Below are 14,710 nucleotides of genomic sequence, written 5' to 3'. Positions count from 1 at the left end.
TCTATAACAATACCAAACCCTACTACAACAATAAAATTGGTATTACCAAAAAAAACAAACCAAAAGAAATGAGGAATCAAAAACCACATGAACACTCAATTTAATAAAATTACACGCGTGATGAAAAGCAGTAAAAGCAAAGCGGCTTTATGCAGCACTGCAATGTTAGCTATGTTGGCGTCGCCAATCACATCAGCTCAAGAAGCCCCTGAAGCTGACGATACAGAAGTTATCGAAATTTCAGGAATTAGAGCATCACTAACTAGTGCACTAATGGAAAAACGAGAAGCCACTAATTTGGTTGAAATTATTCAAGCAGATGATGTTGGTAAGCTACCTGACCAAAACTTAGCTGAGGTATTAGAAAATATTACAGGTATCCAAATTACACGTACTGCTGGTATCGGTACAGGTGTACAGATTCGTGGTACTAGCGCTAACCGTGTTGAAATTAACGGTGTATCTACAGTAGGTGCTGGTTCAGGTCGTAGCGGTATCAGTTTCGAAGATGTGAATGCTTCCATTATCTCTTCTGTAGAAGTGACTAAAGCACCTGATGCTAAAACTATTGAAGGCTCTGTAGGTGGTACAGTTAACCTACGTACTATCCGCCCTCTTGAATTATCTGAAACATTAGGCCAAGTTCGTGTTCAACTTGAAGACAGCAGCCTAAGTTCTGAAAGCGCAACTCCTCGTTTCTCAGGTGCGTTCGGCGACAACTGGGAATCAGACGCAGGTAAATTCGGTTTTGTTATTAGTGGTAGTTACACTGAGCAAGAAGCGGTTTCATTCCGCCCTCGTACTGACCGTGATAACTTAGTTAATGTTGACGGCGTTCCAGAATATCAAGGCATTCAGTTCTTAGTTCAAGAACAAGAAAATGATGATTATGAAACATTAAACATCGCAACCACTTTTGAATGGGCACCTAACGATGACTTAAAGTTCCACTTTGATGCCATTATTAATGATCAGGAACGTTCTAGAGATTCATACAGACTTCAAGCTTCTGGTATCAGTAACCTAAGAACAGTTGCCATTCCTTCTGATTTTGAAACGGTTAACTACGGCACAGTAAATGGAACAAACATTGGCAGTAAGCAAGCTGCAGTTAGAGGTAATCTAGAACCAGTATTTGACGGTAGTGTAAACCCAAGTGACGGTAACTTACGTTTTTCTAGCGATACTAATGCCCGTGTAACTAAAAGTGAAGTATTTATCCTAGGCGGTGAATGGCAAGGTGAAAACCTTAAAGTCAGTGCAGAAATTTCTTCTTCAAGCTCTGATTCTTCAACGCCAAACTTGAGTACTACGGTTAACTTTATTAACCCTAATGCACCACTAGTAGTAGAAGTAAGAAACGATAGTAATAGTCGTATTGGTCGAGTGCCTCTTATGGACGGTATTGTAACTGTTGCTGACGCGGCGGCATCACTTGATGGTGGTAATGCTGGTAATAGTTATATCTATAATGATAACGCTACGCCATTTACTTATGATTTAACAGGCGGCACATTAGCGTTCGGCATTAACTTTAATTCACCTTATGCACCATCTGTAGCTGATTTAACTAATCCTGCTAACATGGCTTTAGATCAAGTTATCGTTGAGAACAATACCAACGAAAACTCTGAAGACGCGTTCCGTGTAGACTTCGAATATTTTGTAGACGCTTTAGAGTTTATTGACACAGTAGACTTTGGTTTCCGCTACAACAAGTCACAACATACATTCCAAGATATCGGTGACAACATCGGTGGATTCAGTCGTATGCCTGATAGCCCGAATGGTTCGATGTTTGCTGATTTATTGGTTCCAGGACCTAGCAATTATGGTGATGCAGATGGCAGAGACTTATTTATTGCCAACTTCCTATTACTAGACCCAGAGCAGTCATTTTCTGACCGCCAAGGTGTAATAGACAAGCTACAAGCTGCAGTAGTAGCTCACGATGCTAATCCAGATATTCTAAACGTTCGTGCAAGTAACTCTGCATTTAGAGACATTTCTGAAGAAACCACAGCGCTTTATGCTCAAGCTAACTTTGAGCTTAACGATATGATACGCGGTAATATCGGTGTTCGTTATATCGAAACTGAAGTTGATTCAACTGGTTATGGCCCTAACGAGACTTTAGAGACAACTAGTGGTAGTTATGACTTCTTACTACCTCGTTTGAACTTAGTAATCACTCCACATGACGACGTTGTTGTTCGTATGGGTTACGGTACTGACGTAAGACGTCCAGGTTTCAACCAATTAGCTAGTGGTTATTCACTAGATACCAGCGAAAACTCAGCTGTTTCTCTAGGTAACCCTGGTCTAGAGCCAGAAGAAGTAGATTCATTCGATATTAGTGTTGAATGGTACTTCGCAGAAGCTGCAGTAGCGAGTATTGGTTACTTTAAGAAAGACCGTACTAATATCTTCGGTGTCGATTTTGAAGGTGCAGCACTTAGCCCGAATGGCGAAGGTGGATTCAACCGTGAAACTGATGCTTCATGTCCTGGCGGCGGTTTCTACAACCCGATTGTAGTACCTAACGTACTAGGTAACCCAGAAAGACTTGGTCTTTGTGTAGATAAATCTACTCCTGGTAATGATCCGGATACCACAACTCAAACTGGTATCGAAATGGCGTTCCAGTATGACCTATCTAGCTTTGAAGATGATTTAGGTTGGGCTTCAGGTTTTGGTATGTTGGCTAACTACACTATCCAAGAGTACAAAGGTGGTTCGGTTGAAGATTGTACTTCAGGGCGTGGTGAGAATGTACTAGGTCCAGATGTGTGTATTGACCGAGGCTTATTAGACTTCTCTGAAAACGCGTATAACTTTACTGTGTATTATGAGAAATTTGGTCTTTCTGCTCGTATGCGTTACACATGGCGTGAAGCGTTCCGTACTCAAGATTTTGGTGGCGGTGCTAACACCAGTGGTAGTAGTACATTGAGCTTCCCAGTTGTGACAGCAGACAGAGGCCAGTTAAATGCAAGTGTTACATATGATGTAAACGAGCAATTAAACATTGGCATTGAAGCTGTTAACTTAACGGAAGAACGTATCGACCAGTACTGTGTAGCAGAAAATGCATTATTATGTTTCGTTGGTCTTCCTGACCGCCGTGTAACATTAGGTGCTAGCTATAAGTTCTAAGAATTGATAATTTTTATCAATCGATAGACTTATTATTGCGTCAATAATTGAACCCCAGCTATAAGCTGGGGTTCTTGTTTAAACATCAAAAATATTAAGTTGTAACCAAACGAGTATTTCTTGGTATGAAGTGCTTAAGCTAATAGGTTACTAATTTAATGAGCAGGAGCTACTGCCGATGAAAAAAATTAAAATTGCCGCCATATTATTAACGGCTTCAATACTGAATATCTCTTTTTACGCTCAGTCTCAATCGCACCCAAACTTGATTATGACTAAAGCAGGTGTAGAAAAAATGAGGAAAAACTTAGGAAAAGTACCTTTGTTTGATGCCTCTGTTCAACAAGTAAAACAACAAGTTGATAAAGAAATTAACTTGGGCATAGATACACCAATCCCTAAAGATTTTTCCGGTGGTTATACTCATCAAAGACACAAACTAAATTTTGTGATCGCGCAAAAAGCTGGCGCTTTATATCAAATTTTACAAGATGAAAAATATGCCACCTATATTAAAGACATGCTCTTCCAATACGAAGCCATGTATAAAAACTTACCTATTCACCCACAAGAGCGTTCTTATGCACGAGGAAAGCTTTTTTGGCAGTGCCTGAACGATAGCAACTGGTTGGTATACATGAGCCAAGCATATGATGCTATTTACGACACCTTGACTGAACAAGAACGTGAAAAATTAGAAAATAATTTATTCCGTCCCTTTGCAGATTTTATCTCTATTCAAAATCCCAAATTTTATAATCGTATTCATAACCATAGTACTTGGGGCAATGCAGCTGTAGGCATGATTGCTTTGGTTATGGATGATAAAGAATTATTAGACCGAGCTTTATATGGCATCGAAGACGACGGCTTACCGATAGGTGGTATCGACAACGATGGCGGAACGATTAAAGTAGCAGGACAGAAAAAAGGCTTTTTGGCTAACCTAGAAGACCCTTTTTCACCTGATGGATATTACACTGAAGGCCCTTATTACCAGCGTTATGCTATGTATCCATTTTTAATTTTTGCTTTAGGTATGCACAACGTAAAACCTGAAATGAAAGTATTCGAACATAAAGATAATGTGTTGCTAAAAGGAGTTAACGCCTTACTTAACCTAACAGATGCCGATGGAGAGTTTTTTCCATTAAATGACGGGCAAAAAGGCATGTCTTATTTCACTGCATCTTTAGTGACTGCGGTAGATGTGGCGTATCACTATGGTGAACAAAACCCACAATTACTCAGTATTGCTGAAAAACAAAACAAGGTATTACTAAACGAATCAGGCTTATCTGTAGCCATAGGTATCCGAGATGGTAAAACCCAACCATTTGTGAAAAATTCTATTAACTTGAGCGATGGACAAAATGGTAAACAAGGTGGAGTCGCAGTACTTCGTCAAGGAAATGAAGATTTAACCTTAGTATTTAAATATGCAGCTCAAGGACTCAGCCACGGACATTATGACAAATTGTCTTATTCTTTATATGAAAAAGGCGATGAAGTCATTCAAGATTACGGCCTAGCCCGTTTTGTGAATATTGGCCAAAAAGGTGGTGGTAACTATTTAAAGGAAAATAAAACCTGGGCTAAAACCACCATTGCGCACAACACCTTGTCACAAGATGGCCAAATGCATTTTGGTGGAAAGTATAAGCTCGCCAGCAAACATCATTCTGAACTACATTTTTATCAAGTAACTGATGACAATGTCCAAATTGTGAGCGCTACCGAAACTAATGCCTACCCTGGCACTGACATGCACCGCACCATGGTGCTTATTAAAAGTGACGGTTTTGACAAGCCATACTTGTTAGATATTTTAAAAGTAAACGCTGACGCTAAACATGAATACGACTTACCTTTCTATTTTATGGGGCAAGTTCTTAGCCAAAACTTTGAATATGAGTCGCCAAAAAGCTTACACCCGTTAGGCGATAAAAATGGTTACCAACATTTATACCTAGAAGGTAAAGGCAAACCTTCAACTAACAGCACTCAGTTTTCTTGGTTAAACGAGGGTAAATATTACACATTAACAACAGTAACAAATCCTACTGACGAATTATTACTCACACGATTAGGGGCCAATGATCCTGAGTTTAATTTGCGCAGAGATGCCGCATTAATGATCCGACGACCAGACAGTGACAACACAAGTTTTGTATCTGTTGTTGAACCTCACGGTAGTTATAGCCCCGTGTCAGAATTATCTTTAAATTCAAATAGTAACATTGCTCAGCTAACAGTTGTCCACGACAGTGAAGACTATACGGCGGTTGTTATTAAAGACATTAAAGGCAATTCAAATCAGTTTATAGTAGCCAATAAAAATGCTTCGACGTCGCAGCAACACCAATTAAAAATAGATAATAAATCCTATAAATGGACGGGTCCTTACCTATTTATTAACAAATAACCTCTGTAAGTCCATACCAAAAAGCCAGTTATAAAATCACTGGCTTTTTTTATCTAAAAACTATTTAGGATGCTATTTAATTAACCCACACTTGGGGGTAATTAGAAACAAAATTATACTGGGCGATTATTATTGCGGTGTGACTTTCACTTGCTTCTTTATTTACCTAAATAACGCTTGCTAATGTAGATAAAATTAATCAATGTTCGATTTTCACTTTACGGTAAAAAGGAACGAGTCCATCCCCTTCTAGTATCTCCTTAAGCTCTATATTAAATTTTCGAATATATTCAGAGGTATCACTACTTCTATGACACACAATACCTAAGTCATCCACAAGAATAGGAGAATTAATATCGTATACTATATTTTCAACATTAAAGTGTTCAATTGCCGAAGAAACAATAGTGACATCATGCACTATTGCATCAATTCGCCCTTTGGTTAACATGCCAAGCAATGATCTTATATCGACTAATTCAATGTACTTTGCATTGGAGATACGTAATCGCTTTTTTAAATTCCATTTACCTTCATCACGGATAATTCCAATGACTTTTCCTTCCAACTGGTCTTTATTAACAACCCTAGGAGTAGGTGATTTTGTAAATGCCACAAATTCCACTGTTTCAAAGCTATTTGTAGAGATCACGTCATAGCCTTCATAATAGGCATCCAACAAGGTTCCTGGAATAATACAATCAGCTTCATGGTCATAAAATTTCCTAGCACCCCGTGCGGGAACTAATACTTGGTAATCCATATCAATCCCAGCTCGACTATTCACATGCTCAACTAGTAAATCGAAGAGTCCTGTGTGATTAATTTGCACCACACCAGGAAAACTCAAAGCAGACATTCGGATTGGAGATGATTTATTTACCTGCTGAGCATTCACTATTGTAATAAGCCCAAGAGCAATACTTAAAAGCAAACACTTGAATATAAAACAATGCTTACGGACAGTTAAGTTCATTAAGTGTTATTCGATTTCAAAAACTATTTAAATGAAGGTTATATAGTTTTTTAAGTAATTACCATCAACTTACTTTTTTAGGCCTAACTGTTTTATTATCTGAAATACAATCAATCCAGCTAATACCCAAGCACAGGCTTGATACAAAATACCCAACATTTCAGAATGTTGTCCATGAGTTAAATTAAGTTGCCAGTCAAATAGATCAAATAAATAATCTAGAAGCAACCCTATGCTTAAGGCACTCATAATGATGCCAATAAGATAAATCAATAATTCTCGTTTGCCCAATTCATTTTTTATTACCATCAGCGTGGCAATATTGGTTGCAGGGCCGGTTAACATAAACACTAAAGCAGCACCCGGTGTAATGCCAGACATTAAAAGTCCAACAGCGACAGGAGTTGAGGCCGTCGCACATATGTACATGGGAATTGAAACAAGCACCACGAGTAACATTGCACCAATTCCTTGGGCATAGTCAGTAATAAAGTTTTCCGGCACATAGGTTGTTATTAATGCCGCAAAACCAATACCAATTAAAAACCACACCATAAAATCACGTAACAATTGGCCAAAACCAAACTCAAAAGAAGCTCTTAATTTTTGCGCAAAAGAATTAGGTTTAGGCTGCTTATGTCCACAACAAGATTTTTTGGGCGAGTCAGATTGAACAGGAACCTGTTTGTTTTCATCAGTTCCAAAAATAGCGATTAACATGCCGGTAAAAATTGCTGAGAAAATAGCCGCTATAGGCCTAGCAATTGTCATGATGGGCCCCATCAGAGCGTAAGTAATCCCAAGAGAGTCAACGCCCGTTTCTGGAGTGGCTACCAAAAAACTTGCAGTACTGGCTTTGCTTGCTCCACTTCTCCTAATGCCCATCGCAACGGGTATGACAGAACAAGAACACAAAGGTAGAGGGGCACCAATTAAAGCTGCGGTTATCACTGAACTGCCGCTACCTAGCGTTTTATTGACCCATGTTTTGGGAACAAATTGATTTATCAATCCCGCCACCCACATACCTAGCAATAAATAAGGGGCCGACTCCATAAATAGATTAATAAAACTGGATCCTAACTCCATACTAATTACCTGCTTCTAACATTGAAATAATTGAACAAAATTCAGCACTTTCTTGGCCACCACAGCAATACTCCTGCAATTGAGTTAATGTCCGTTTCATTTCTTGTAGTCGACTTATCTGACTCGTAATGTCTTCAAGTTTATGTACTGTTATTTGCTTTGCCTCAGCACACACATGTTGACTTTTGTCATGTTTAATTGCCAATAAAGCGGCAGTCTCTGACAATGAAAAACCGCATTTTTTGCAGTGCTGAATAAACAAAGCAGCCACTAAATCTTCTTCAGAATATATTCTATAGTTTTTGTCACTTCGCATTGAAGCTTTTAACAATCCTGATTTTTCATAATATCTCAACGTGTGGGCATTGATCCCAGAACGCTTTTCAAGTTCACTGATTTTCATTTTTTCTCAATCTTGTTTTAAGGTCACTACACGCTATTCCATAAATCTAATTCTAAACCTTAGAGTAAAGTCTAAGGTCAACTAGTTTAGCAAAATTTAAATTGTAGCTTACACTTAGTATGAACTTTAAAGAGGCTTTACATTATGAAAATACGCCGTTTACTGTTACTCGTTTTATTTACTTTCGGTTTAGTCGCGTGTGACCCTGCGACAAAAACTAAAGAACAATCAAGCTCCACACTAAATTCACAAACCAATCCAACTTTATCTGCAAACATTAACAGCTCCAACTGCAACCTTACTTTAGGTTTTGATGCTTGGGAGCCCTACCAATATGCAGATGTTGGGGGAAAGGTGACAGGTTTAGATATAGAGCTCATCACTCTAGTGACCAATAAAATTGGTTGTAACATTACGTATCAGCAAGGAACATGGGTAGAATTATTAAATTACCTTAAGGCTGGTAAAATCGATATGTTATTGGGTGCATCTAAAACTAAAGCCAGAGAACAATACGCGTCTTTCAGCTCAGCTTATCGTACAGAACAGTTTTCTTTGTACATTAGGAATAGCGATAATAAGCGTAAGGCATTTGAGTCGATCGATAGTTTTATATCAAGTAATAGTCGTATTGGTATTGTTGAGGATTATTATTACGGGCCGCAAATTGCCATGTTATTAGAGGGTCTTGTTACATCTAAATCATTTGTTAATGCGATAATGGGCGAGTTAAATGTGGCAAGGTTATTAGACAATGACATTGATGTGTTTATTGAGGACAGTTTTGTTGGTGCTTCGTTATTACGTCGAAAAGCATTGTCTAATCGAATAACGCCTCATAAATTAACGATTGAAACAGGCGAAGTATACGTCATGTTTGCTAAAGGTAATTTTTCTGACTCTCAACTAGAGCAATTTAATCAACAACTCGAGTCTGTTAAAAGTGGCCCTCAATTTGAATCCTTAATTAATAAATACAATCAATGATTTAGATTTGGCTCTGTTAAAAGGCACCTAAATTTAGGTGTCTTTCTCTTTATAAGACACGACACGCTTATTACTGACAGGCAAATTTTCATATTACAAAATGATAAAAAACAATTGTTCTCTTGCTTTTTAGCTATAGATAATTAATGTTAACGTTTTGTATACAATTAAAAATATGTATTCATAACAATATAAATTACATCCTGAAGGCATCTCATGCAAAACAACGCCACACATAAAAAAAATAGTCAGTCACTCCCAGAAAAAAATGAAACGAGCTTAACTAGACGAGAGCTGTTAGTCGGGATCATGGCATCTGTTGGGGTAATGAGCACGTTAGGCTGCGTGGATAACTTTGAAAAATCCGTCACTAACCCTTCAACCACCACTTCTTCCGGAGCTTCTAATTTAAAGTTTTACAGCCAAGAACAATTTAAGTTAATAACTATTTTGGCCAACTTAATTATTCCAGATACCGATACTTTAGGTGCCGTAGCCGTTGGTGTTCCAACTATGATGGATACTTTACATGCTGAATGGGCATCATCTGAATCAAAAGAAAAACACAGCAATGTGGTATCGAAATTAAGTAAAGAGCTCAATAATGTCTTGGGTTCTGATTTTTTAGTTGCTTCAGAAGATAAACAAATAGAAGTGTTATCAAATTACGATCAACAAGCTTTTTCTAACAAGAAGAATGAATCTTGGGGTTATCGTTCAGTTAAATCACTCATCGCTCAATTTTACTATTTGTCAGAAGAAGGTGCGACGAAAGAATTAAGATACGAATTAGTCCCTGGCCGTTGGGAAGCGTGTGTTCCTTTCGAAAAAATTGGCCGTACGTGGGCTGCGTAAAAATTAAAGAATAATCAATATAATTCAAAGGTTTTCAGAATGACAGAATATGATGCAATCGTAGTTGGCTCAGGTATGAGTGGTGGCTGGAGTGCGAAAGAATTAGCAGAAAAGGGATTAAACGTTTTGGTACTGGAGCGAGGTGCTAAAATTGAACCAAGCAAAGATTACGCAGATTTTGTATCACCATGGGATAAAGCCAACCTAGATCAAATTCCAGAAGATGAAGTAAAAGAACACTATCCAGTTCAATATAAAGGCGTTCGTTATGCCATGCGCAATAGTACTAAACACTTTTGGGTAAAAGACAGCGAACATCCTTACCACACGCCAGAAGATAAACCTTACGAATGGTTACGAGGCTATCATACAGGAGGACGCTCTTTATTATGGAGTCGTCAATCTTACCGACTCGGACCACAAGATTTCGAAGCAAATAAAAAAGATGGGCATGGTACTGATTGGCCTATTAGATATGAAGATCTTGCACCTTGGTACGACTATGTAGAGAAATTTGCAGGTGTTGCTGGCAATAATGATGGACTAAAACAATTACCAGACGGCGTTTATCAGCCTGCTTTTGATTTAACTTGCGCAGAAGAAAAGTTTAAAACTAACTTAGAAAAAAGTTATCCAACTCGAAATGTGATCCAAGCCAGGGTAGCCCACCTTACTAAACCTACCGAAGAACAAATGGCTTTGGGTCGTGGACCTTGCCAAGTTCGGAATCATTGTAATAGAGGTTGTAGTTTCGGTGCTTATTTTTCATCTAATCACGCAACACTACCAGCAGCAATGCGCACGGGAAACTGCACTATAGTCAATAATGCGATTGTCCATTCATTAGACTACGATGCTGACAAAAAGCGTGTATCTGGCGTTAAGGTTATTGATGCTCAAACTAATAAAGTGACAACCTATACTGCTCGAGTAGTGTTTTTAAATGCCTCTACTATCGCTACTTCTATGATTTTGCTCCAATCAAAATCAGATGCCTTTCCAAATGGATTAGCGAATAGTTCAGATCAGGTTGGACGTAATCTAATGGATCACGTAAGTGGTGCAGGCGCTAGTGGTGAGTTTGAAGGATTTGAAGACGATTACTATTATGGACGCAGACCAGGCGGGATCTATATTCCCCGTTACGCCAACATCACAGAACAAGACAAACCTTATTTAAGAGGATTTGGCTTTCAAGGGAGTGGCCGACGCGACGCTTGGACAGGAAATCGTCCAGGCATCGGAAAAGACTTTAAGTCAGCTAATCGCAAACCTGGTTCATGGCGAGTAGGCATTTATGCGTTCGGCGAAGTATTACCTAACCCAGATAACCGTGTTACTTTACATAAAACTAAAAAGGATAAGTGGGGGTTACCTATAGCGCATATAGACTGTGCCATGGGTGAAAATGAAAAAATCATGATGCGCGAAGCGCAGAAAGATGCCTACGAAATGTTAAAATCGGCCGGAGCTATCAACATCAGCAAAGGCCCAGATGCCAAGGTCAACTTAACGGCTCCAGGGAACCGTATTCACGAAATGGGTACCGCACGAATGGGGCGCGATCCTAAAACATCAGTATTAAACGAATGGTGTCAAGCTCACGACGTTCCCAATCTATTTATTACCGACGGTGCTTGTATGCCTTCAGGTGGATGTCAAAACCCTTCTATCACTTACATGGCATTATCTGCACGTGCAGCTAACCATGCGGCTAAATTATTTAAAGACGGCGTAATATAAGGTGTCTTTTCAATTCGTTCTTCAACTAGGGTTAAATCATTAAAATGAACAAAACGATTTCAAAATTACTATTTCCTTCTTTGGTTGTATTTACCATGACCGCATGTAACTCAGTAAAACAAGAATCCAAGAACGATGGTTGGGTCAGTCTATTTAACGGTAAAAATTTAGATGGGTGGACACCTAAGTTTAAAGGATTTCCAGCCGGGGAAAATTTTAATAATACGTTTAGAGTAGAAGATGGGTTACTTACCGTATCTTATGATCAATGGGATGAATTTAAAGACAATCGAATGGGGCACCTTTTTACCAACGAGTCTTATTCAAATTATAGAGTACGAATTGAATATCGTTTTGTTGGGGAGCAAGTCACCAATGATCCGAAACTCTCTTGGGCTTACCGCAATAATGGCGTAATGTTACATTCTCCCCCAGCAGAGTATATGGAAATCGACCAAGCCTTTCCCATTTCTGCTGAATCACAATTATTAGGTGGAAATGGCAAAGATCCACGCACAACTGGTAATTTCTGCTCTCCCAGTACTAATATCATCCAAAATGGCGAATTAAAAACTGAACATTGTATAAAATCAACGTCAAAAACATTTCATGGTGACCAGTGGGTTTGGTTTGAAGCGGAAGTCTATGCTGATGGCAGAGTTAAACATTTTATTAACGATGAGCTAGTATTTGAATACTCTGAACTACAAATTGATCCAAAAGATGAATATGGTGCTAAATGGTTAGCGGAAGGTAATCCGTTAAAAATTACGAAAGGACATTTTTCCCTACAAGCAGAGACACACCCTACACAATTTAGAGTGATAAAAATTAAACCACTTGATTAGTTAACCAGCTATAACTAGCCCCAAAGTGTAATTATGATTAAAAAGACATTAGACAATTTAGGCAAATTAAAAGTATTGGCTTTTGTCATTACCGTTGGCTTTGTGGGCTTTTATGATTATCTACCTAAACGTACTCTAGAATTAGTTCCTCATGCTGAATTGTTGTCACAAGAAACCACAGATAAAGTGGTAGGTGGTAACTCAGAATTCGAGTGGGTAAATAAAGAAACTAATCATTGGGCTTGTACGTTTAAGAACCAATATGAATACCCTTATTGCAACATCAGTATTACTTGGTCAAAGCGACCATTTCTTAAAATCGACTTTTCAAACTACTCACACTTAGAAATGGATTTGGATTACCAAGGCGACGCTACTTATTTAAGAATATTTCTTCGCAATTACTATCGTCACTCAACTGAACCAGACATGTTACAAAGTGGAAAATTTAATACTGTAACTATGTATTCTCCAATCTTTAAACAGAAAACTGCAATTTATTTTAATGAGTTAAGAGTCTCGGATTGGTGGATTGACGATTACAATATTCCACCGTCTGATGTAAAACCAGACGTCAGCGCCGTTGTGGCAATGGGTATAGACATACCTCACCCTGCTCCTCTAGGGCGTCATACGTTTCAATTAAAGTCGTTAAAAGCAGTAGGGAATTATATTGAGAAAGAAGCCCTATATCTTTCAATAATATTATTTTGGACAGCTTTATTATTAGGCGAATTTCTTCTCAAGTTTATCCAACTTCGTAATAAGTCACGTAATTACGGAAAAAAATTATCGAGAATGGCAGAACAAAGTGAAATCTATAAAGAAAAAGCTGAAACAGATAAGTTAACTAATATATTAAATAGAGAAGGCCTAACTCAGATTATTGAAAAGCTCAATAAACAGGGGCTGTTACCACAGTATGCTGTAATTGTATTAGATATAGATTTATTCAAGAAAATTAATGACGAATTCGGTCACTTAACAGGTGATGAAGTGCTGAAGGACTTAGCGTCAATCGTACATAGTTGTATGCGCTCTTATGATATATTCGCCCGATGGGGAGGAGAAGAATTTGTCATTTTATTCCATTGCTTAGATGATAGTCATTTAATGACATTTGCAGAAAAAATAAGAATAGCAATTGAATCTGCAACACTCATCAAAGATAAAAAGGGATATGTTACGGCGAGTTTAGGGGTCGCCAAAATGGGAAACCCAGCTAATTTTGAAGAGACATTTAAAAAAGCAGACGAAGCAGTGTACACAGCTAAAAGTGCAGGCCGAAACAAGTCTGTTGTAATTTAAATCATCTATTACCTTTTCAAATAATTAAAGATTTAAATAAGACTAGACCTAGGACTCCCATAGACTAAATTGAAACTTAACACCTTATATTTAAAGCTACAATCCGAAAGCAAGTACACACATACAAAAAAACACCATCGAACTATTTCATAACTTTTTATATTTGACACTCTTATTCCTTTCATATTTAATTAGTAGGTGCTAACTTATGTATTGTTATCATTAGTTAGTAATTAAATGTTTAGCGGCTAAACGTAGTAAAAGTTATGCAAAGTTTAAGTTTGAAAGTTTATTCATTTTTAGGCTTCGACATTTTCATATTACTTACTTTAAACCGCGAGTTTCTATAAACGTTAGCAATCCAGATCACCAAGGTGATAATTATTAATAATGCAGACAGGCAATGTTTACCATCAAGCAATGGTTTATACCTTTATTGAAGATTAATGGTTGTAGTCGCATTACATCTTTAACCGTTAAATTATGTTATTTCAGATATTGGATCTTAGATAAATGATAAGTAGCTAGATTTCTAAATGCCTCTTGTTTCAATATAAAAAGTTTTGGATAACAAAAAACATTAAATTTCTTAATTTAGAATATTCATTAAATGTCTACTTCAAGATTCAAAAAGTCATAAAAATTCAACTCCAAGTAAAATATATTTAACTTTATGTAAAATTTAAAATACACTGTTCGGAGTATTTAAATTTTACTATTTTTTGTTCTCATACGTTATTCATCAAATATTATGAAACAAAAGGTTCAACTTCCAAATTTAAAAACTTATGAAGTGACCCAATATTATTTTGCTGATCTCAATTGTATGAGTCTCTTGAATTTCACCACAAGATAATATGACACTTATAAAATAAACCTAAGTGTTTTGACTGTATAGATATTTTAAGACAACTCTAGAT

At 37.6% G+C, this 14,710-nt stretch carries 10 protein-coding genes; 7 read left to right on the top strand and 3 right to left on the bottom strand.

The features are described from left to right. Positions 1-120: 120 nt before the first annotated feature. Together ACSHXM_RS12055 and ACSHXM_RS12050 are read left to right on the top strand one after the other, a co-directional pair. Positions 121-3,156: a TonB-dependent receptor gene (locus ACSHXM_RS12055; protein WP_435689031.1), complete on the top strand. Its 3,036-nt coding sequence runs from the start codon at positions 121-123 to the stop codon at positions 3,154-3,156. Positions 3,157-3,334: 178 nt separating this feature from the next. Beyond that, on the top strand, positions 3,335-5,581 hold the full coding sequence (locus tag ACSHXM_RS12050; RefSeq protein ID WP_435689020.1) for an alginate lyase family protein: 2,247 nt from the start codon (positions 3,335-3,337) through the stop codon (positions 5,579-5,581). A gap of 199 nt (positions 5,582-5,780) precedes the next feature. Here the strand turns inward: ACSHXM_RS12050 and ACSHXM_RS12045 are convergent, their stop codons facing one another. The 3 genes from ACSHXM_RS12045 to ACSHXM_RS12035 all read right to left on the bottom strand — a co-directional run bounded on the left by ACSHXM_RS12045 (position 5,781) and on the right by ACSHXM_RS12035 (position 8,049). Continuing rightward, entirely contained in the window at positions 5,781-6,479 is a 699-nt protein-coding gene (locus ACSHXM_RS12045) for a hypothetical protein (protein ID WP_435689019.1), read from the bottom strand. 147 nt (positions 6,480-6,626) lie between these two features. After that, complete coding sequence (locus ACSHXM_RS12040; protein ID WP_435689018.1) at positions 6,627-7,646, bottom strand: SO_0444 family Cu/Zn efflux transporter; 1,020 nt, start codon at positions 7,644-7,646, stop codon at positions 6,627-6,629. 1 nt (position 7,647) lies between these two features. After that, positions 7,648-8,049 carry a MerR family transcriptional regulator gene (locus ACSHXM_RS12035; protein WP_435689017.1) on the bottom strand — a complete coding sequence of 134 codons (402 nt, stop codon included), beginning with the start codon at positions 8,047-8,049 and terminating at the stop codon, positions 7,648-7,650. 144 nt (positions 8,050-8,193) lie between these two features. On the opposite strand from ACSHXM_RS12035, the gene ACSHXM_RS12030 reads away from it, so the two are divergent. The 5 genes from ACSHXM_RS12030 (at position 8,194) to ACSHXM_RS12010 (ending at position 13,790) form a co-directional block, all read left to right on the top strand. Further along, complete coding sequence (locus ACSHXM_RS12030; protein ID WP_435689016.1) at positions 8,194-9,036, top strand: substrate-binding periplasmic protein; 843 nt, start codon at positions 8,194-8,196, stop codon at positions 9,034-9,036. Between the two features lie 216 nt (positions 9,037-9,252). Next, on the top strand, positions 9,253-9,891 hold the full coding sequence (locus ACSHXM_RS12025; RefSeq protein ID WP_435689015.1) for a gluconate 2-dehydrogenase subunit 3 family protein: 639 nt from the start codon (positions 9,253-9,255) through the stop codon (positions 9,889-9,891). Between the two features lie 39 nt (positions 9,892-9,930). Continuing rightward, a complete protein-coding gene (locus ACSHXM_RS12020) occupies positions 9,931-11,634 on the top strand; it encodes a GMC oxidoreductase (RefSeq protein ID WP_435689014.1) in 1,704 nt (567 codons plus the stop codon). A gap of 44 nt (positions 11,635-11,678) precedes the next feature. Next, positions 11,679-12,482 (top strand): 3-keto-disaccharide hydrolase, encoded by an 804-nt coding sequence (locus ACSHXM_RS12015; protein WP_435689013.1) that lies wholly within the window; start codon positions 11,679-11,681, stop codon positions 12,480-12,482. A gap of 33 nt (positions 12,483-12,515) precedes the next feature. Beyond that, positions 12,516-13,790, top strand: a complete 1,275-nt coding sequence (locus ACSHXM_RS12010; protein WP_435689012.1) for a GGDEF domain-containing protein — start codon at positions 12,516-12,518, stop codon at positions 13,788-13,790. The last annotated feature ends 920 nt before the right edge of the window (positions 13,791-14,710 follow it).

The organism is Paraglaciecola sp., assembly GCF_051252315.1.
Taxonomy (GTDB): domain Bacteria; phylum Pseudomonadota; class Gammaproteobacteria; order Enterobacterales; family Alteromonadaceae; genus Paraglaciecola.
Note: the sequence above shows the minus strand (reverse complement) of the source record. Positions and strands in the feature narration are given on the sequence as shown.

What these genes read in the sequence shown, in the direction of transcription:
- ACSHXM_RS12050 (WP_435689020.1), top strand. Translation starts at nt 3,335, where the DNA reads ATGAAAAAAATTAAAATTGCCGCCATATTATTAACGGCTTCAATACTG.
- ACSHXM_RS12020 (WP_435689014.1), top strand. Translation starts at nt 9,931, where the DNA reads ATGACAGAATATGATGCAATCGTAGTTGGCTCAGGTATGAGTGGTGGC.
- ACSHXM_RS12010 (WP_435689012.1), top strand. Translation starts at nt 12,516, where the DNA reads ATGATTAAAAAGACATTAGACAATTTAGGCAAATTAAAAGTATTGGCT.
- ACSHXM_RS12025 (WP_435689015.1), top strand. Translation starts at nt 9,253, where the DNA reads ATGCAAAACAACGCCACACATAAAAAAAATAGTCAGTCACTCCCAGAA.
- ACSHXM_RS12035 (WP_435689017.1), bottom strand. Translation starts at nt 8,049, where the DNA reads ATGAAAATCAGTGAACTTGAAAAGCGTTCTGGGATCAATGCCCACACG.
- ACSHXM_RS12055 (WP_435689031.1), top strand. Translation starts at nt 121, where the DNA reads ATGAAAAGCAGTAAAAGCAAAGCGGCTTTATGCAGCACTGCAATGTTA.
- ACSHXM_RS12040 (WP_435689018.1), bottom strand. Translation starts at nt 7,646, where the DNA reads ATGGAGTTAGGATCCAGTTTTATTAATCTATTTATGGAGTCGGCCCCT.
- ACSHXM_RS12030 (WP_435689016.1), top strand. Translation starts at nt 8,194, where the DNA reads ATGAAAATACGCCGTTTACTGTTACTCGTTTTATTTACTTTCGGTTTA.
- ACSHXM_RS12015 (WP_435689013.1), top strand. Translation starts at nt 11,679, where the DNA reads ATGAACAAAACGATTTCAAAATTACTATTTCCTTCTTTGGTTGTATTT.